Origin of the sequence: Nocardioides sp. Bht2 (assembly GCF_047308515.1) — a bacterium.
In the GTDB taxonomy this organism is placed as follows: domain Bacteria; phylum Actinomycetota; class Actinomycetes; order Propionibacteriales; family Nocardioidaceae; genus Nocardioides.
In genome coordinates, this window is sequence record NZ_JBLBWI010000003.1 from 42,438 (window position 1) to 61,008 (window position 18,571).

13 protein-coding genes are annotated in these 18,571 nt (G+C 69.3%); 6 read left to right on the plus strand and 7 right to left on the minus strand.

Translation table 11 applies throughout. The features are described from left to right. Positions 1–50: 50 nt before the first annotated feature. Both ACLM5J_RS06845 and ACLM5J_RS06850 read right to left on the minus strand, forming a co-directional pair. Complete coding sequence (locus ACLM5J_RS06845; RefSeq protein WP_413655358.1) at positions 51–3,119, minus strand: PKD domain-containing protein; 3,069 nt, start codon at positions 3,117–3,119, stop codon at positions 51–53. 138 nt (positions 3,120–3,257) lie between these two features. Continuing rightward, positions 3,258–3,980 carry a helix-turn-helix transcriptional regulator gene (locus tag ACLM5J_RS06850; protein WP_413655360.1) on the minus strand — a complete coding sequence of 241 codons (723 nt, stop codon included), beginning with the start codon at positions 3,978–3,980 and terminating at the stop codon, positions 3,258–3,260. A gap of 215 nt (positions 3,981–4,195) precedes the next feature. Here ACLM5J_RS06850 and ACLM5J_RS06855 point away from each other — a divergent pair, with 215 nt between their 5' ends. The 4 genes from ACLM5J_RS06855 (at position 4,196) to ACLM5J_RS06870 (ending at position 9,609) form a co-directional block, all read left to right on the plus strand. Further along, a complete protein-coding gene (locus ACLM5J_RS06855; protein ID WP_413655361.1) occupies positions 4,196–6,289 on the plus strand; it encodes a hypothetical protein in 2,094 nt (697 codons plus the stop codon). Then, positions 6,286–7,044 carry a CDP-alcohol phosphatidyltransferase family protein gene (locus ACLM5J_RS06860; protein WP_413655362.1) on the plus strand — a complete coding sequence of 253 codons (759 nt, stop codon included), beginning with the start codon at positions 6,286–6,288 and terminating at the stop codon, positions 7,042–7,044. Before ACLM5J_RS06855 ends, ACLM5J_RS06860 begins: the two co-directional genes overlap by 4 nt. Beyond that, entirely contained in the window at positions 7,025–7,963 is a 939-nt protein-coding gene (locus ACLM5J_RS06865) for a glycosyltransferase family 2 protein (RefSeq protein ID WP_413655363.1), read from the plus strand. Before ACLM5J_RS06860 ends, ACLM5J_RS06865 begins: the two co-directional genes overlap by 20 nt. Before the next feature lie 290 nt (positions 7,964–8,253). Beyond that, positions 8,254–9,609 carry a hypothetical protein gene (locus tag ACLM5J_RS06870; RefSeq protein WP_413655364.1) on the plus strand — a complete coding sequence of 452 codons (1,356 nt, stop codon included), beginning with the start codon at positions 8,254–8,256 and terminating at the stop codon, positions 9,607–9,609. Here the strand turns inward: ACLM5J_RS06870 and ACLM5J_RS06875 are convergent, their stop codons facing one another. From ACLM5J_RS06875 to ACLM5J_RS06895, 5 genes are read right to left on the minus strand one after another with little or no spacing between them, the layout of a single operon-like run. Next, complete coding sequence (locus ACLM5J_RS06875) at positions 9,610–10,797, minus strand: hypothetical protein (RefSeq protein ID WP_413655365.1); 1,188 nt, start codon at positions 10,795–10,797, stop codon at positions 9,610–9,612. Between the two features lie 14 nt (positions 10,798–10,811). Continuing rightward, a complete protein-coding gene (locus ACLM5J_RS06880; RefSeq protein WP_413655366.1) occupies positions 10,812–12,107 on the minus strand; it encodes a hypothetical protein in 1,296 nt (431 codons plus the stop codon). A gap of 1 nt (position 12,108) precedes the next feature. Further along, positions 12,109–13,005 (minus strand): sulfotransferase family protein, encoded by an 897-nt coding sequence (locus ACLM5J_RS06885; RefSeq protein ID WP_413655367.1) that lies wholly within the window; start codon positions 13,003–13,005, stop codon positions 12,109–12,111. After that, positions 13,002–14,552 (minus strand): polysaccharide biosynthesis C-terminal domain-containing protein, encoded by a 1,551-nt coding sequence (locus ACLM5J_RS06890; protein ID WP_413655368.1) that lies wholly within the window; start codon positions 14,550–14,552, stop codon positions 13,002–13,004. The genes ACLM5J_RS06885 and ACLM5J_RS06890 overlap by 4 nt, the downstream gene beginning before the upstream one ends. Next, the gene (locus ACLM5J_RS06895; RefSeq protein WP_413655369.1) at positions 14,552–16,018 is read right to left on the minus strand and encodes a hypothetical protein; all 1,467 of its coding nucleotides are present in this window, start codon (positions 16,016–16,018) and stop codon (positions 14,552–14,554) included. The genes ACLM5J_RS06890 and ACLM5J_RS06895 overlap by 1 nt, the downstream gene beginning before the upstream one ends. A 483-nt stretch (positions 16,019–16,501) precedes the next feature. Here ACLM5J_RS06895 and ACLM5J_RS06900 point away from each other — a divergent pair, with 483 nt between their 5' ends. Next, positions 16,502–17,878, plus strand: a complete 1,377-nt coding sequence (locus ACLM5J_RS06900) for a sensor histidine kinase (RefSeq protein WP_413655370.1) — start codon at positions 16,502–16,504, stop codon at positions 17,876–17,878. A 1-nt stretch (position 17,879) separates the two neighbouring features. Then, positions 17,880–18,557: a LuxR C-terminal-related transcriptional regulator gene (locus ACLM5J_RS06905; protein ID WP_413655371.1), complete on the plus strand. Its 678-nt coding sequence runs from the start codon at positions 17,880–17,882 to the stop codon at positions 18,555–18,557. The last annotated feature ends 14 nt before the right edge of the window (positions 18,558–18,571 follow it).

Genomic DNA, 18,571 nt, shown 5'->3' on the forward strand with positions numbered 1-18,571 from the left:
CACTGCCCTCGCCGCTCGCTTCCCTCACTTCGACTTCACATGTCGCGCCCCTATTGCGGCGCGACCACCACGCTGAACATCACCACTCGACCCGGTACCGGGTCACCCACCGAGCTCTCCCCAGCTCGCGCACCGGCCGAAACCGGTCCGTTCGAATCGACGAGCAACGCCGAGACGGCGCCTCCACCGCTCCCCGTCGTCGTCGCCCGGGACGTCGTGCCTCCCGGGACCTGCCAGCTGACGCCGGCACTCGCCTTGGCGGCGAAGTAGGTGCTGACCCAACCCCGCGGAGCGACCGTCACCCCAGGCGCCTGGAACAAGGGCCCGCCACCCTGGACGATCTGGACCGCCGAATCCGTCACCGCACTGCCGCCATGGTCGGCGCGGTACGCGGCGACCGAGAGGTCCGCCTTCGCGATGCTGGAGAGTGCCACCGTCACCACGCTGCCGGCATCACCGGCAGTTGCGGTCCGGGTCCACAGCCGTCCTTGGACATTGCCTTCCCCAGCCTGCCGCAGCAGGGTCCAGCCTGCCGGGTCGGTCACCGTCGGTGTCGTCGAGTTGATCGCCGTCTGCAGCACCAGCGTGTCGCCCGCCTGCACCGACGCCGGGATGGTCACCCGCTGGGTCGTCGAGTTGGCGTTGGTCGACGCTGCCCCGACGAACTGCATCTGGGCATCCGGCAGCGCGACCGGATCGGCCTGACCGGTCGTCGACGCTGTCGCACCGGCACCGTCGGTCACCGTCAGCGTGACGGTCCGCGCCCCGGCACCTGGATAGGTGTGCTGCGGAGTCGCCCCGGTTCCGTTCGCACCGTCGCCGAAGTCCCAGCTGTAACTGGCGATCGGGCCGTCCGGATCATTCGAGGCTCCAGCGTTGAAGTCACAGACCAGACCCGAGCACGAGGTCGTGAACGATGCCGTCGGAGCAGCATTCGGGGCGATCGTGCGGACCCGCTGCGCGGTAGCGCCGTCGTCGTCGGTCACCGTCAGCGTGACGGTGCGCGAACCCAACGCGGTGTAGGTGTGGTTCACCGTGGCTCCGCTGCCGGTGGTCCCGTCGCCGAAGTCCCACGCGTAGTCGACGACGTCGCCGTCGATATCGTCGGAGGCTCCGGCATCGAACGAGCAGACCAGGTTCGCGCAGCTGTTGCTGAACTCGGCCGTCGGCGACTGGTTCGGCCCCGAGCCGTGACCATCAGCGTCCTGGAAGAGGAAGTAGGAACGCGCCGACCAACTGATCCCGTCGATCAGTAGCCCGGAGATCGCCGTCGAGGCGCCGACCGGAGTACCGGCCTGGTCGCCCTGCTGCCAGGCCATCCGGTTCAACCGGCCGAGGTTGTCGGTCCAGTAGAGCTGGGTACCGGTGCCGACCATGCCGCGCACCGAACTGAAGTTGATCCCGGCCATGCTGTTGGCGGCGACCAGACGCTTCGCGCCGACCATGCCGCTCTCGGCGGTGAAGTAGCGGTAGAACAGCTGGGTCGAACCGGAACGGGTGAAATAGATCCGTCCACTGTCGTAGAACATCGCGGTCGCGTTGGCGACATCCGAACGCCAGTCACTGAACGTGACCACCTGCTCCGACCCGTTGACCGCCTCGACGGGGCCGTAGTTGGTGCCGTCGAAGGTCCGGCGCACGAAGCTGCCGTCGGAGTTGGCGGTGTAGAGCCAGCCGTTGATCATGAACGAGCCACGGACCGCGGACCAGTTGATCCCGCCGTTGGGCACCGTCGCCTGGGCACCGATGGTGGTGGCGGTGATCGGCCGCTTCGCGATGCTGCTGCCGATCAGGTAGAGGTCGTTGGGGATCTGCGGCGTGCTGACCTCGGGGAAGACCACACCGTCGGGACGCATTCGGGCGATCCGGCTCTTCAACTGGAAGTTGCCGATCCGGTCGGTGTCGGAGGCGACCCAGAGTCCGTTGGGACCGGCCAGGAAGTCGAAGACGCCGACGCCCTTGGTCCGGCCGGGGTTCCACGAGTACGGGAGGCCGTTGATCGGGTCGAGCGCCGCGATCCCTTCGCGCGGCACCGCGCCCTGGCCCGCGTTGTCGCCGCGGAAGGCGTTGTTCTGCCAGCGGAAGTGGCCACCCACGTAGACCACCGCGTCGGTGACCTCCACACCGTAGGTGGTGTCGCCGCCGGTGTAGTTCACCCAGGACGGCGCCACGTTCGTGCCCACCGCCTTCGTCTCGAAGCGGGCGGTGGTGTCGCACGGTGCACTGCTGCCGCCGTAGGCACCGGTCGTGGAGACCACGAAGAACCGGCCGTCGGGTGAGAAGTCGACGTCACGCATGTAGGAGTCGAAGGACGACGAGCAGGCCTGGGTGTAGAAGCCGGTCTGGAAGGTCGAGGCCACCGCGGTGGCTCCGCTGGTGTCGAGCATCAGCAGCTGGCGGTTGGCCACCCCGTCGAGGGTGGTGAAGTTGCCGACGGCGACCAGCCGGTCCCCGGCCGGGGTCAGGTCGAACTTCAGCACCTGGGTCACACCGCCGTTGTGGGTGCCGTCCAGGACCCGGGTCATGAACGGCAGCCGGGCTCCGGTCTGCGGGTTCAAGGTGGCGAGCGCACGCTGCGCGCCGTTGGCCACATGGGTGAAGGCGCCGCCGATCCAGAGTCGGCCGTCCTTCAGCGCCATGTCGCGGATCTGGCCGCTCACCGTGCCGGCGTTGAACCCGGTGACCACCGCGCCGGTGTCGATCCGGATCCGGGCGACCCGGTTCCGCGAGACACCGTTGATCGAGGTGAAGTTGCCGCCGACGTAGACGGTCTGGCCGTCACCGGCGTCGACGATCTTCTGGACCGCCCCGTTCGGGTTCGGTACGAACGTGGTGGAGATCTGCCCGGTGGTGGCGTCGAACGCCAGCAGGTTGCTCCGGGTGAGCACCGTGGTGGAGCTGTCGTTACGGGCGGTGTCGAAACTGCCGCCCAGCAAGATCGTGTTGCCGACCTGGGTCACCGAGAGCACTCGACCATCGAGCACGTGCGGCGTGCCACTGGCCGCCACCTCACTGACCAAGCGACCGCCCGGCGAGGAGTCCGCCATGGTGGCGGGCGTCCAACCCAGAACCACCGCCAGACCGATCGCTACGACCGCCGAGACCTTCATTCCGCGCATGCTCTTCCCCCTTGTGAATGGCACAGAGGTCCCGAGTCCTCATCACGCTTCTGGGAGGCTATTCCCGCCCCTGTGCGCCATTGGGTCGTGAACCCAAAACTTCCCTCATATCGGTGAGCGCTCGCGGCTTGGTTGCTGTCACCAACTACGTGACGACGGCCAGCCTTTGAGAGCCCGATTCCACTCCGCGACCGCAGCCAGCTGCGAGGAGACCTTGAGCTTGCGCAGGATCGCCCGAACATGGCTGCGCACCGTGTCTTCCGAGACCTCTTCGAGGACCGCCAACTGCGCCACTGTCCGCCCCCGGCTCAACTGCTTGAGGACCTGGACCTCACGCGGGCTGAGCTGCGCCAGACGTTCCAGAACCAGCTGATCCTCGACGTCGTGGCGGCTCAGCAACGCGCGATCCGCAGGGTCCATCACCGGCTCGCCCTCCGCGAGCGCGGGAAGGGCCGCGATCAGCGCATCGACCCCGATGTCCAACGGCAGCACGCCGTCGGCGCCCGCCTCCAACAACGCGGCCCAGAACGGGCCCGGCACGCAGGAGGTGAGCACCATCCAGTGCAGGGCTGGGCCACGTTTGATCAGCCGCTCGGCGTCACGGACCACGAACGGGTCGAACTGTTCCTGGACCAGGACGCCCATCTGCGCTCCGAACTGGTCGACGTCATGGGCCAGGTCCCGGAGCTCCTGGCGCCCCCTGGGGATTCCCAGGTCGAGCACGCTCACCCCTCGCGAGGAGATCGCCGCCTTCATCGCCTCCCGGGTCAGCAATTGGTCGGAGAGCAGCACCACCCGGGACCGGGTCGGCTCCGCCGACCCCTTCTGCTTCTCCCGTGCCGCCTGAGTCACCCGTGACATCGCGTCACCTCCCCCTCGGCGGCCATTGCTGTATTCGGCATGGCGATCCCGTCCCGTCCCCTCCGCGCGCTGAGCCCGAACCTCCGGCAAGCCCGACGTTAAGTCGCCGTTGAGGGTGTCGAACTACTCAGAACCACAAGATCCCTCATATCGGTGACGTTCCGGACCTCAGATCGCTGTTGGCTAAGGACATGCGGGGGCAGACGGTGGTTGGCGTGGATCCACGCCTCCCGTTTGCCGTGATCTTCTTGGGCTTCCCGCTCTGGTGGGTGCTCGGCGTCACCGCCCTGCTGCCGTTGGGGATCGCTGCGCTGCTCGCGGTCTCGCTGCTCCGTCGCCGCGAGCCGCTCCACCTGCCTGGCGGGACCAGCCTCTGGCTGCTCTTCCTGGCCTGGGTACTACTCGGGGCCTTCGTGCTCGGCATCGACGCACCCGGCGCAGCGCCCGGCGGCGACGGCGCCGGCCGGGCGATGGTCTTCGGCTACCGGTTGGCCTGGTACCTGGCCTGCACCGCGGTTCTGCTGTGGCTGGGGAACACCAGCCGCAGCAGGCTCAGCGACCGGACCGTCTACGGTTTCGTCGCCTTCCTCTTCGCCACCAGCATCGCCGGTGGGCTGGTGGGTCTGCTCGCACCGAACCTGGAGTTCACCTCGCTGCTGGAGGCCGGCCTGCCCCGCGGGCTACGGGCCAACTCGTTCGTCGCCTCGCTGGTCCATCCCCAGGCCGCGGATGTGCAACTGGTCCTGGGCCGCCCCGAAGCCAGACCCAAGGCGCCGTTCGCGTTCACCAACACCTGGGGCAGCGTGATGGCACTCTCCGCGGTCTTCGCGATCGCTTGGGCCGCCACCGGATCGCTCCGCGCCAAGGTGCTGGTAGCGCTGGCGCTGGCCGTCGCCACGGTTCCGGTGGTCTTCTCCCTCAACCGGGGACTCTGGGCCTGCGTCCTGCTCGGCCTGGGCGGCGTCGTGGTGCTGGCGCTCCGCCGCGGCCAGGCGGGAAGACTCATCGCCGGGGCATCGGCGATCCTCGTCGCGCTGGTCCTCGCCGCGGGGCCGCTGATCACCTTGGTCAACGAGCGGCTCGCCAATCAGCACAGCAACGCGCGCCGGGGCAGCCTGGCCAGCGCCACCGTCGAGTCGGTCAGCGCCGGCTCCCCGTTGGTCGGCTTCGGCACCACCCGAGACGTCCAGGGCAGCTTCGCCTCGATCTCCGGCGGCTCGACCCCCGACTGCCCGGCCTGCGGGGTACCGCCCCTGGGCACCCAAGGGCACTTCTGGCTGGTGCTCTTCTCCCAGGGGTGGATCGGGATCGCGCTCTTCGGCGCCTTCCTCGCCGTCGCCCTCTCCCGGAGCTGGCGATGTCGCACCCGCAACGAGACCCTGGCGACCTTCATCCTGGGCTTCTTCCTGGTCCAGATCTTCGTCTACGACACCCTCGGCCTGCCGTTGATGCTGGTCTTCATCGCGATCGCCCTGGTCTGGCGCGAGCAGCGGGAACTGAGACCGCGCGCCAATGCCTGGACCACGCCCCAGCTGGCCGAACGGATCCGTCGCGGGGCGCCGCTGGCGCTAGCGCTGGCGATCCTCGGCGCCGGTGTCGGGCTGGCCTCGACCTTCCAACAGGAGACACGTACCTGGACCACCGAGGTCCGGCTGGTGCTGACCAGTCCGCCGGACCCGTACTCGCCGGCCGTGATCGGCGACGTCCTGGGCGACACCGAGTTGAACCGGCGCGATATCCGGATCACGATCGACACCGAGGCCGCGATCCTGCTCTCCGAGGAGACCCTCGCCAACGCCGTCCAGGAGCTCCAGAGCTCCGATCCGTCCGCGGCCACCGTCACCCCGGCCCAACTCCGCGACGGGGTCCGGCTCAGTGCCGAGCCGAACACCCAGATCCTGGTCCTCGACGTCACAGCACCGAGCGCCGAGCAGTCCCGACTCCGTGGCCTGGCGATCGCGAACACCTATCTGACCGCACGACAGAAGTACGTCGATGAACGCCGCACCGACCTGTTGACCCGGCTCAATCAGGACCTTCGCAAGGTGCTGCCCACCGACCCCACCACCGCGACCCTGGTGCTGAGGCTCAACGCCGCGGACCGCAAGCTCCGCGCCGACACCCGGACCGTCGGGCGGGTGGTCAACGTCAGCACCCCGCAGGAGGTCGCCCGCACCACCGCCCTGCGGACCACCAGCGGCGGCGCGCTCGGGCTCCTCGTCGGGGTGGCCACCGGCGCGTTCGGCGCCGCTCGACCCAGCACCCGCCGCCGGCCGTGGCTCGGGCGCTTCGCAAGGAGGAAGCAATGACCACTACCGGCACCGCTCCACCGCGGATGATCTGGGCGCGGCTCGCCGTCGACCCGGTGGCCGAGCCGCTGGCCCGGAAGCTCGCCGTCCGTTCCTGGATCACTCCGAACCGGATCACGGTTCTAGCGCTCGCCCTGGCCACCGGCGCGGCGGCCTGCTTCGCCAGCGGACAGCTGCGGGTCGGTGGCGCGCTCTTCCTGGCACGCTACTTCTTCGACTGCGTGGACGGCATGGTGGCCCGGCGCCAGGGCACCGGCTCGGCACGCGGTGCTGCCCTGGACATCAGCGCCGATGTGCTCGGCCTGCACCTGGTGGCCGCCGCGCTCTGCTGGTACCTCGTCCGCGAGGAAGGGCTCGCGATCGCGGGTGCCCTGGCCCTGCTGGCGATCCTCGGTGTCCACAACTGGGCGCTCAGCCACCGCAAGTACCTGGCCGCAGCGGCCGGCGCCGGTGACGGCGGATCCGACCACGCCCTGACCTCGCGGGTGCCGGTACTCCGGTCCTGGCTGGCCTGGTGCCGCAAGATCAATATGGCGGCCTTCCCCTGGGTGCTGGAGGTGGAGATCGCCGTCTTCGGCCTGCTGCCGTTGGTACTCCCCGCGCGTTGGTTGCCGGTCGTCGTGGTCGCGGGTGCCGTCGGCTACGTGCTCGTGGTCGCGGTCAATCTGCGCCGGATCGCTCGGCTCGCCGCCGAACTGGACCAGCGCCGAGCCCTCCGTGGGGAGGTCGGCCGCCATGTCCGAGATGCAGCCTGAGCCGCCTGCCCTACCCGCACTCGACGTGGTGATCGCCACCCGGAACCGCCCGGAGTTACTCCGCGAGGCGCTGACGGCGGTCCTCGGACAGAGTTACCCGGGCCAGATCACGGTCCACGTCGTCTTCGACCAGTCCCCCATCGATGAGAGCCTCGCCGCGGCCGCCGACGGCCTGACCAACCGCCGGGTGGTCACCCTCGGCAACGACCGGACCCCCGGCCTGGCCGGCGCCCGGAACTCCGGCATCCTCGCCGGTTCCGCACCCTGGGTGGCGTTCTGCGACGACGACGACGTCTGGCTGCCGCAGAAGGCGGAGCGACAGATCGCCGAACTACTCCGTAGCGGCGCCGACACGGTGGTCTCCGGGATCGTCGTCGAGTACGACGGCGAGCGGACCGAGCGGGTGCCCGCCGCGACCGACCTCGCCCTCGCCGCCCTGGTCCGGAACCGGGTGATGGAGGCGCATCCGTCCACGGTCATCGTGCGCCGCAGCGCGCTCCTCGACGGGATCGGCCTCGTCGACGAGGAGATCCCCGGCAGCTACGGCGAGGATTTCGACTGGATCATCAGGGCCGCCCAGCACGGACCGATCGTGCTGGCGGCGGCGCCGTTGGTCCGGGTCCGCTGGGGCGGCTCCCAGTTCTCGCAGAACTGGGACGTGATCGTCCGGGCCATCGACTACGGCCTGGTCAAGCACCAGGTCTTCCACACCGACCGCCGAGCGCTGGCCCGCCTGCAGGGACGGCGCGCGTTCGCGTTGGCCGCCCTCCGCCGTCCCGGCGCGCTGCGGGCCGCCTGCCAGACCGCCCGGACCGCTCCCAGCGAGCGTCGTGCCTACCTCGCCGCGGCGGTGGCGTTGCGTCTGGTCTCCGCCGAGCGACTGCTCGATCTCGCCCATCGACGGGGCCACGGGATCTAGACCAGCTACCTGCTACCCACTTTAGGAGGGGGTACCTAAGGGACAAAAGCGGACATCGTCCGCCAAACATGCCTCATCTTGGCGATGACTGATCGCCTGCATCCGTCTGCGCCGATACCTTCATCGAGACGGAGCAAACGCCGTGCGCCGTGCGGAACCGAGAAGGTTCAGCCGGTGGCGCCGCCAAAGATGAAGGTAGTGAGTTCGTGGCAGTTGCACGATCTATTGTCCGAGTTGTCCTAACCAGCGCGATCACCGCTGCGCTGATCCAAACCGCGCCGGCACACAGTGTGCTGCCAACCAGCCCGACCAGCGCGCAGAAGACGAAGAGTAGCCCCCAGGCCGCAGCCTCGCTGGGCTGGCGTGCCACGTCGGCCAACAAGGCCCGCGTCGCCCGCACCGCCAAGGTCCGCCACAACGCCGTGGTGCACAAGGCCAAGTCCGTGAGCGCCACCACGCTCCGACTGCACACCAAGCCGACCTCGGCCAACGCCCGCGGACACCGCTGGAGCGTCTGGGTCCGGGTCGCCCGCACCCACCAGGTGAAGGTGAACGCCGTCCGGCTCACCGGATCGGGTGCCACCACCCTGGCCAGCCGTACCGTCCGGGTGCCTGCCGGCACCTGGAAGAAGGTCACCTTGACCAAGACCCTGGCCGCCACCGGCCAGCGCACCCGGCTCCAGGTCAGCGTGCCTGCCGTGCGCAAGGGTGAGCAGGTCAAGATCGCCGCCAGCCGCACCGAGTCGACGACCGCAGCCCCGAGCGCGTCCGTCGACCCGAGCGCCGGCACCCTCACCAACGGCTGCAAGTACACCGTGCGTGGCCTGCCGAACTGCGGTAGCTACCTCGGCCAGGCCTACGGCTCCAACACCGAGCCGAGCACGGTCGAGGCCGAGTTGGGTGGCCGCCTCGGCGTCCGCCGCACCTACTACCGCGCCGACCAGGTCGCCGGTGCGGTCAAGACCGCCCGCGCGGACCTCGCCAAGGGCCGTCTGCCCTGGATCAGCTTCAAGTTCCCGCACGACTGGAAGAAGATGGCCTCCGGCGCCGGCGACAACTGGGCCCGCGACATCGCCACCCAGCTCTCGGCGCTCAACGGTCCGGTCTGGGTCGCGTTCCACCACGAGCCCGAGACCGACGGCAACATCCTCGACTGGCGCGCCGCCCAGGAGCGACTCGCTCCGATCGTGCGGAGCACCGCCTCGAACGTCGCCTACACGGTCGTGCTGACCGGATGGCACCAGTTCTACGGGCCCAGCGAATACTCGCTGGCCAACATGTGGCCGCGCACCAAGATCGACGTCGCCGGCTTCGACATCTACAACTCGCTCGGCGTGGTCAAGAACGGCAAGACCATGAAGGCCACCGACATGGACAAGTCGTACTTCGCCAAGATCCAGCCTTGGGCCGCCAGCAAGGGAGTCGCCTGGGGCCTGGCCGAGACCGGCTTCACCGACGCCGCCGCGAAGGCGGACCCGGACTGGATCCGGCGTACGCACCAGCAGTTGGACGCTCGGGACGGTGTCGCGATGGCCTACTTCAACACCACGTTGAACAGCATCGCCCCGTGGCACCTGGGCACCAAGATCAAGAAGGACGGCTACCGGGCTGCTCAGCAGGGCACCCCGCGAATCCCCCTGAGCTGATCAGAGCGAGGGCAGCTCTGCCCACAGCTCGAACGTAGTGAGCAAGGCGTCGGTGCGCGGCAGCAGAATGTCGCCACCGGCGCCTTCGCACAACGGGAGGTACCGAGCCAGGATCTCGGCCAGGTACATCCCGATCCCGACCTCCGGGTCACCCGCCACGCGCTCCCCCAGTGCTCGCCAGTACGACTCACCGTCGCGGAGCACACCGAGTGCGCGATCCGGCTCCAGTCCGCCGCTCAGTCGGGCGTTGAGCAGGTAGTGCAGGACGTCGAGCCCGGCCGGAACACCGGTGTCGAAGCGCTCCCAGTCCCACAGGCTCAACCCGTTCGGGTGCCGGGCCATGTTCCACGGCGTCCAATCCCCATGCCAGGCCGAGAACGGCACCGGAGCCCCGGCCCGCTCGCCGAGCCGTGCCAGACAAGCCGACGCCCGGCCGCGGCGTCCGGGATCGGCGAGGGAGTCGAACGTCTCCGCGGTCCGCTTCCACCAGTCGCTCTCCACGATCGTCGCCGGCCCTTCGGCGAAGGTGTCGGTCAGTGCCGCGATCTCCGGCAGCGGTGGGTCGCGACGATCGTGACGCCGTTGCCGTGGACTCTGCGGGACCGCGCTGATCACCACCATCCGAGCGTCCTGCCAACTCCCGCTCCAGAGCACCCGCGGCAGGCTCAGACCGGGCAACGAGTGCTCGGCCAATTGCGGCAGCGCAGCGGCCTCGGCCGCGACGTCGGCGTCCGAGACGGCGGTGCCGCCGAGCTTCGCGAAGCCCAGGGTCCGGCCATCGGCACCGAAGATCTCCAGCACCCGCTTGCGGTTGACCCGCGCGGTTCCGATCGCCACCGAGAAGGTGACCGGTTCACCGAAGACGGTGCCGAGCAGGGTCGCCAGCGAATCGGTGTCCGCCCCGGTGACGGCGAATGACGCCGGCAACATCCGTCCGACCCCCACCCGCAGCGCGGCGGCGAGGATCAACCGCTTGGCCACCGCCGGCGTGGTCGCCGCCGCGTTGAACCGGCGGACCGCCCGGGCGCTGGCCCGCGGCGAGTCGAGCGGCAGCGCGGTACCCACACCACCGGCCGTCGGCACCACGCAGAATCGCGCCTGGACCGCCCCGCCGGCTACGTCGGCGGCCGGCCACAGGTCGGCGACAGCCGCGACCAGTTCGGTCGCCGGATCTCGATCGACACTCATCTCCGGCTCCGCACTCAGTCGCGGATGCAGGCGAAGAGGTGGCGTGCGTAGTTGCCCTGATACGGCGGCCGGTCGTCCTGGTCCGGGCCCAGGTCGATCACCCGATCGAAACTGGTCTCGGTCTCCAGGAACTCCTGGACCCGCGCGGTGTCCCATCCCGCCAACGAGTCGGTGAACCAGGCCTCGTGCTCCTGACCGGTGTCCAGGAAGAGCACCCGCCCCGTCGCCCGGTCCAGCGCCTGGACCAGGCTCTGGGCCGAATCCTCGCTACGGCCGAGCACGAAGTGGTGCAGCAGGCTGAAGCAGCTGACCACGTCCCAACTCCGCCCCGACTGCGCCAAGAAGCTGACCGCCTCGCCGGTGGTGATCGCGCCGGGCCGCAGCCCGAAGGCGATCTCGCCGAGCCGCGGCGCGATCGGATCCTGCTCGATCCCGGAGGCCTCCAGACCGTGCTCCCCCATCGCTGCGACGAACCAGCCGTAGCAGCTCGCGACGTCGAGGTAGCTGCCCTGCTCCAGCCCCAGGTCGTCGAGCACCGCGACCATCGACTCGAACCGGTCCTGGCACCCACGCACCGTCGGCCAGCCAGCCACCTCGGGTGCTGTCAACGGCTGGTAGAGCTCCGGCTCCCCGCCGATCCACGACATCGCATCGAGCATCTCCTGCAACGGGGTGTAGACCCCGATCCGCTTCACCCGGACGGCGATCTGGTCGATCCCGTCGACCGCGGCGCGCGCCACCCGGTGGTGGCCGTCGATCACCTGGTAGCACTCGGAGTCGCGGATCGGAGCCACCTCGATCGGGGCGCCGGCGTGGCTCTGGTGCGGCTTGCGGGTCGCCTCCTGCAACCGGTCGGCGGCGATGAAGTCGCGGGCGACCGCGACGATCCCGGCCTCGTCGGTGGCGGTGAAGTACTGGCCGCTCGCGGCGATCGACGCCCGCGCCATCGTGGCGTAGCGCGAACCGAGGATCTCATCATCGCTGAGGTCACCACGACCAGCCCTGCGCAGCAGATCGGCATGCGGTCCGTCGGCCACCCGCGTCGAGGGCCAGAGCGGGTCGCTGACCACGTCCGCGAACTCGGCGGCGTCCAACCGGTTCTGGCCGCCGAGCAGCAACTGCTCGACGCCGACGATCCGCAGTTCGGGCTGCCACGCCAGCCGGTCGCGCAGCGCATCGCGGACGCCGGCTGGCATCGGGGTGCGCTGTGCGGTGGCGTAGGCGGCCGCCGCCACTTGGTGCGCGCGCAGCCGGGTGACCCGGCGCATCCGCTTGAACTTGGGATGGTGATTGATCACCGCGAGTGCCATCTCAGTGTTCCTCTCTCCAGGCAGGCTGATGGCCGAGCAAGCCGGCCAGGTAGTCGTCGTCGGGGGCGAACCGCTGCCGCAAATGCTGGGCGAGTGCGGGGTCGAGATCCGCGCCGGGCCGCGCGTTCCACGCCTCCAGCACGGTGGTTCGGTGGCGGCGCAGGCCGAGGCGCCGTTGCAGGGTGTCGAACTCGGTGACCGGGTCGGCGAAGAGCCGTTCCGCCTCCACCACATGGACCCGATCGCTGCCCAGCGCCTTGACCAACCGCTCGAGTTGCGGTTGGTAGGAGCTGCGTCCCAGATAGGCATGGTGCCGGTGCTCGTAGCTGGTCGCGTTCGGGTCCTGTTCAAGGCGCGGTGTCTCGGCAGCGATCCGCGACTCCTCGACCGCGAGCGCCTCGGCGAACTCCAGGTTCTCGAAGCCGCGGGCCTTCTCATGACGGTGTGCGGAGTAGGCCCGCGCGACCGGGTCACGGAGCATCACCACCACCTGAGCGCCAGGCAGGTCGCGGGCGATCCGCTCGGCGGCCAATGGATGGAACAGGTAGTAGCCGCTGCACTCGAAGGTTCTGACGTCACCTCCGGCCAGCCAGCGGGTACTGAGCCGAAGCGGGAAGTGCGCGGCGTACCACCGCGGTCCACGTCGGTAGGAGTCGTCGAAGTACCCGGTCCCCTTGCTCAGCGTCGGCCTGACCAACTGTGGGTGTTCTTCCAACATCCGGAAGAGGGTGGTCGTGCCGCTGCGCTGCGCGCCCACCACGACGATGTCGGGCAGCCGTCGCCAACGCGCGGTCGCCATCCCCCAGTACAGGGCCAGCCGGCGCACGACGGAGACCGCTGACGCCGGCAGATGTTGGCGGACGAGCCGGGTGTAGTTGCGAACCGTGCGGGTGATCATCGGTGTGCTCCTGCCACGTGACGACGACGGATCGCCTGGGCCATCCCGTCCAGTCCCAGGCTCTGCCGACGGCGCCACAACGCGAGGCCGTAACCGGCCACGATCACCGCGACTGCGGTGAAGACCAACGGAGTGCCCGGGTCGAGGACGGCGATCACGACCGCCGGTAGGCCGACCCACAGAGCCGGGAGCCAGGCCGCCCGCAGGGTGACCCGCGAGAGGGCATGGACGCCGAGGTCGCGCCGGACCTGCCAGAACGCCAACGAACAACGTGTGACCACGGCGGCGGCCCACGCGAACGCCGCGCCCAGGATGCCCAACGGCGGCACCAGGAGCAGACACCCGACGACGTCGATCACCAACGCCAGCAGGGTGTTGAACGCACTGATCCCGCTGCGCCCCGCCATCAACAGCAGCGTGTCGACCGGTCCGGAGGCGACCGCGAACAGCATGGTCGCCGCCATCACCATGACCACCAGCTCGGTGTGCTCGACCTGGAGCACCTGCGCCCCGAAGAGGTCGAGGTAGGTGGTCGCCAACGCCCCGACGCCGAGGTAGAGCGGCCAGGCCACCAACATGTTCCAGGCCGTCGAGACCTGGTAGACCTCGCCCAAGGTCCGCGGGTCGTCGTGGACCAGGATCGCGGTCATCCGCGGCTGCAACACCTGTTGGATCGCCTGGGTCGCCATCTGGCCCAGCGGCACGAACCGGGTGGCCACCGTGTAGGCCGCGGCCGCCGTCGGCGAGACCAACGCCGCGACCAGGATGATGTCGAGCTTCTGCATGCCCAGCTGGGCCACCCGGGCCAGTCCGCGGAGCCAGGTGAAGGACCAGAACTCCCCGAGCAGCCCCGGTGCCAACGGTCCGCAGCGCCGCATCGAGCCGTGGCCGCGCTGGCGCAGCCGCCGTTGCAGGGCGAGCACCGCGAGTCCGGCGCCGAGGAAGTGGGTCGCCGCCCAGGCGACGACGGCCCCGGTCAGCCCAGCCCCGGCGTAGAGGGTCACCCCGACCAGGATCGGTTGACTTCCAGCCCGGAGCAGTCGGTCGACGAGCACCGTGCTCCGCATCTCCCCGAAGGCGCGGGTCGCCGCCAACGAGAGGTCGGCGAGCACCGCCGCCGGGAGCGCGACTGCCAGGACCATCAGTGCCCGGGCGGCGTCGTCGTCCCAACCGAACGCCTGGCTCAACGGCGCGGCGAGCAGACCCATGATCACCGCGAGGATGGTGGCGCCGGCCAGGGTGGTCCGCATGGTGGCCCGGATCAGCGAGACGATCACCTTCGAGCTCCTGGTCGCCTCCAACCGGAGCAGGAAGCGGGCGAGTCCGGTGTCGGTACCCAGCACCGCCAGCCCTTCCACGATCAGGAAGAGCGCGGTGACTGCGAAGAAGACACCGGCCTGGTCGGCGGGTAGCCCACGGGCGACGACGACCACCAGGACGAAGCCCGCGACGCCGGCGACCAACGCGCCGGCCAGACCCGCGGCACCACCTCGGGCGATCTGGCCGAGATGTTGACGGGTGGCGTTACTGACGTCCAGACCCGCCATCAGGCGTCCTTCGACGCAACGTGTTGAGCGGCTGTGCCCGCCTTCCGGTGCACCACCCCGAGTGCCCGGGCCGGGCCCTCGCCAACCTCTCGGAGGGCGGCCTCCAACTCGGCGTTCGTGCTTGCCCCGGTGGTCGCCTGCACCATCACCGCATCGGCGTGACCGGCGAGAAGTTGGCCGTCCGCGCTGGGCAGTGTGACGCCGGCGAAGACGATCACCTCGCCGCGCTCCCGCAGCTCACTCACCAATCCGGCGAACTCCGGCGACGCCAACAGGTCGCCCCACGCCGCCACCGGCGCGCTGCCTCCGGGCGGCAACCGGTAGCCGAAATCGTCGACCTGGACCAGAGCCTTGTCCAGGTTGACCTCTCCGGCGATCACCTCGGCCAGGCCCCGTACCGGCTTTCCGGAGCCGGCCATCGGATGGATCAGGCGACCTGCTGCGTCCCGTCCCGCGTCGCCATGGTTCTCCTCCTCCAACACCACCAACACGCTGCGCAGCCGGGCCCGGGCCAACGAGTCGGCCAGGGCGCGACCGGTCTCGCTGGAGGCGATCCCCGATCCACCTGCGTCGGCGAGCAGGACCACACTCGGGCGGTGCGGCAGGTCGACGAGGAGGCGGGCCCGCAGCGCGTCGACGTCGTCGGCCGCCCCGATCACCTCGTACCCGGCCGCGACGAGGTCGCGGACCGAGCCCACCTTGTCGGCCCGGCGGGCCCGGACGTAGAGGACGCCGAGGGCGAGGGCCAGTCCCAGACCAGCTCCGGCCACTCCGCCGAGGACCACCGTCGGCAACGGCCCGGTGGACTCCTCGGCGGCAGGTGTGACCACCTGGCCGGGATCCTGGGAGACGTAGCCGAGTGTGGTCTGCTCGGCCTGGATCTGAGCGACCTGCGCGACCAGGCCGGAGATCTGCTGATCGAGAAGGGCCTTGCGCTGCGCGCTGATCCCGACGCCGGCGCGTTCCTTGGTGAGACCGGTCAGCTGCGCCTTCATCGACCGCAGTTCCTCACTGAGGTGGGCCTGACGGGTGAAGACCGTCGATGCGGTCCGTGCTTCGCGGTACTTGAGGTACTCCTGCGCGTAGGCGTTGGCGAGGCGCCGGGCCAGACCGGCGTCGCGGCGCTCGACGCTGATCTTGAGCAGTTGCGTATTGGGCGGGACCTCGACGCTCACGCCCTGCAGGGCGCTGCCGGGCTCGGTGAGACCGACGTTCTTGGCGACCGCGCGGGCCACCGCATCCGCAGTCACCAGCCGGGCCTCGGTCTCGAGATTCACCAGGCCGTCGCGCCCGTCCGGACTGAACGGGTTGCCCTCCAACGGGTTGACCAGGATCGTCGCGGTCGCCTGATGCAAGGCGTCACGCTTGGCGCCCGCCCAGGCTCCGGCGGCGCCCAGCACCACAGCGAAGACGACAGCCAGCAACAGGCCTCGTCTCAGCAAGGCACCCCATCGGCGTCCACCCATACCCACGCTCTTGCACTCCCCCTGCTCGTGCGCGCACCGCCCGGACGGCTGGCGCGTTGCGTGTACCTCGTTCGCCACCATCGTGACGCCGTGACGTCGGGATTTGCCCACGAGAGCCGCAGAGAACCCCACATTTGGGGAGAAGCACACGGAGTCGCCGATTACTCGGAAGTAATGACGAAGGGGTCCCTCAGCTATCTAGACCGGAGCGTCAATCCGTGAACTCCTCGGTAACGCGAAGTGATTTATTTGCAAAATGCACCCCCAAGACTGGGTAAGCTCCCCACAACTGGTGACGAGTTTCCGAATCGCACGTATCCTGCAGAGGTGGAAGGAACCCAACCGCCACGGGGAGCGGTGAAGTCCTTTCGTGCTGATCCTGTGTTCGTGGGTTCGGACCCGAAAGAGTTCGCGCCTGTCCTGCACGATCAACCGGAAGAGCGGTCGCCAACTCCCCACACTTGGCGATTCGCGCTGGCCCTGGTGGCGACGACGGTCGTCGTCGCTTCCACCCTGCTGGTCCTACGCCGCGCCGACCAGGCCGACGCCCTGGCCCTGATCGCCCAGGCGACACAACTCTGCTTCGCCCTGGTCCTGATCTCGTCCGCGATCCTGCTCCTCTGTCGCTGGTACCTGCTGAACCAGGCCGCGTCGGGCTGGATCGCAGCCGCAATGATCATCCTGGCCATCTATCTACGTCCGGAGCTCTATCTCTCCACCCATCCGCGCCCGTCGGAGCTGATCGTCGCCCCGACCGACGTCGCCTGCATGCTGGTGCTGGTCTGGGTGACGGGGTGCGCGGCCAAGGAGCGGCCACCGACCGGTCTGCGTCACCCGATCCTGGTCGGAGTCGGATTCGGTCTCGCGCTGACCGTGTTGCGTAGCGCCTGGTTCACCCTGGATCTCGACACCTACGAGCGGCTGCTCGCTCTACTGGTCTCGTTGGCCTTCCCGGTCGCCGCCTTCATCTGCGCCCAGCGGATCCTCGCCTCGCGCGCCTTCCCCGACGAGTACCGCTGGCAATTGGTCCTGCCGCTCGCGCTGGGGATCGGCTTCTACCACTTCGTGCCGGCCACCATCGACCCGCTCGGCTACGTCTCCGTCATGGTCACGACGGTCTGCGCGGCCACCGCGATCACCACCTTGACCGCCTCGATCGCCCTGGTCCAGGAGGCGTTCGCCACTCAATCCCGGCGACTCGCCCAGCTGGCCGACCGCGCCAGCCAGGCCGAGACCTTGGTCAACGACGACGCCGAGCGGCTCCACGAGTGCCGCTCGACCCTGGCCGGGATCAGCTCGGCGTCGCAGTTGCTGATCACCGAGCCCCAGGCATTGGCTGAGGAACAGACGGTGCGGCTCCGTGAACTGCTGAACTCGGAGATGGCACGGTTACAGACTCTTCTCGACCCCACCATCACGCCGGACCCGGCTCCGCTGCGCGAGTCTGTCGCCCTGGACGAGGTGGTCGAACCGCTGGTCCTCTCGGCCCTCGCCCGCGGTGTGCAGGTCGACTACCGTCCCAGCTCGAGCGCCGTCCTCGTCCAGCCCGAAGCGCTGGTCAGCGCAGTGCTGGCGCTGGTCGGCAACGCCGAACGGCACGCACCGGGCGCTCACCTGAGCCTCTGGTCCACCACGAACCACGACCAGGTCGCCCTGCACGTCTCGGACGACGGTCCCGGCATTCCCGACAGCTTGGAGGAGACTTTGTTCACTCGCGGTGAGCGCGGCGAGAAGTCGCCAGGTGAAGGTATCGGCCTCTATGCGGCACGTCGGGGGCTCCGGCGCACCGGCGGCGAGCTCCGCCGTGAAGAGTCGGCCCGGGGCGCACAGTTCGTCGTCATCCTCCCGAAGGCGGCCTGAGATGCACCGCGCCGGGACCCGGGTCGCGATCGTCGAGGACCACGCACTCTTCGCCGAGTCGTTGGTGATCGCCCTGAACCTCGAGGGCTACGACGTCCGTCAGATCGGACTGGGTGATCCCGGTCGCAGCGTCAGCACCCTGCTCCCGTCGATCCTGCGGACGAATCCACGGATCGTGCTGCTCGACCTGGATCTCGGCAGCCACGGGAACGGTGCCCGGCTGGTCGAACCGCTGACCCGATCCGGCGTCGCGGTGATCGTGGTGACGGGCAACATCGAACGCAGCCGGTGGGGCGAGGCGTTGGCCCACGGTGCCCGCAAGGTGATGCCGAAGAGTTCACCGCTCAACGACATCGCGGCCACCATCCGCAAGGTCAGCCAGGGACTGCCGGTCACCTCGATCGAGGAGCGGACCGAACTACTCCGGGCCTGGCATGCCGAGCAGGCCACGGTCCGCGAAGCCCGCGCCAAACTGGAGCGCCTCACCCGGCGCGAGAGCGAGGTGCTGGGACACTTCCTGGAAGGCCGTCAGGTCAAGGAGATCGCCAGCCTCAGCGTGGTCTCAGAAGCGACCGTGCGGACCCAGGTGAAGGCGATCCTGGCGAAACTCGGCGTCTCCTCACAACTCGCCGCAGTGGGCGTCGCTCGACAGGCCCGATGGAGCCCGCCCAGCCAGTAATCCCTTGCCCAGAT

Bases quoted from the DNA above. Each gene is read 5' to 3' on its own strand.
- ACLM5J_RS06890 (WP_413655368.1), bottom strand. From the start codon at position 14,552: ATGGCGGGTCTGGACGTCAGTAACGCCACCCGTCAACATCTCGGCCAG.
- ACLM5J_RS06880 (WP_413655366.1), bottom strand. From the start codon at position 12,107: ATGGCACTCGCGGTGATCAATCACCATCCCAAGTTCAAGCGGATGCGC.
- ACLM5J_RS06895 (WP_413655369.1), bottom strand. From the start codon at position 16,018: ATGGGTGGACGCCGATGGGGTGCCTTGCTGAGACGAGGCCTGTTGCTG.
- ACLM5J_RS06850 (WP_413655360.1), bottom strand. From the start codon at position 3,980: ATGTCACGGGTGACTCAGGCGGCACGGGAGAAGCAGAAGGGGTCGGCG.
- ACLM5J_RS06905 (WP_413655371.1), top strand. From the start codon at position 17,880: ATGCACCGCGCCGGGACCCGGGTCGCGATCGTCGAGGACCACGCACTC.
- ACLM5J_RS06865 (WP_413655363.1), top strand. From the start codon at position 7,025: ATGTCCGAGATGCAGCCTGAGCCGCCTGCCCTACCCGCACTCGACGTG.
- ACLM5J_RS06845 (WP_413655358.1), bottom strand. From the start codon at position 3,119: ATGCGCGGAATGAAGGTCTCGGCGGTCGTAGCGATCGGTCTGGCGGTG.
- ACLM5J_RS06875 (WP_413655365.1), bottom strand. From the start codon at position 10,797: ATGAGTGTCGATCGAGATCCGGCGACCGAACTGGTCGCGGCTGTCGCC.
- ACLM5J_RS06860 (WP_413655362.1), top strand. From the start codon at position 6,286: ATGACCACTACCGGCACCGCTCCACCGCGGATGATCTGGGCGCGGCTC.
- ACLM5J_RS06885 (WP_413655367.1), bottom strand. From the start codon at position 13,005: ATGATCACCCGCACGGTTCGCAACTACACCCGGCTCGTCCGCCAACAT.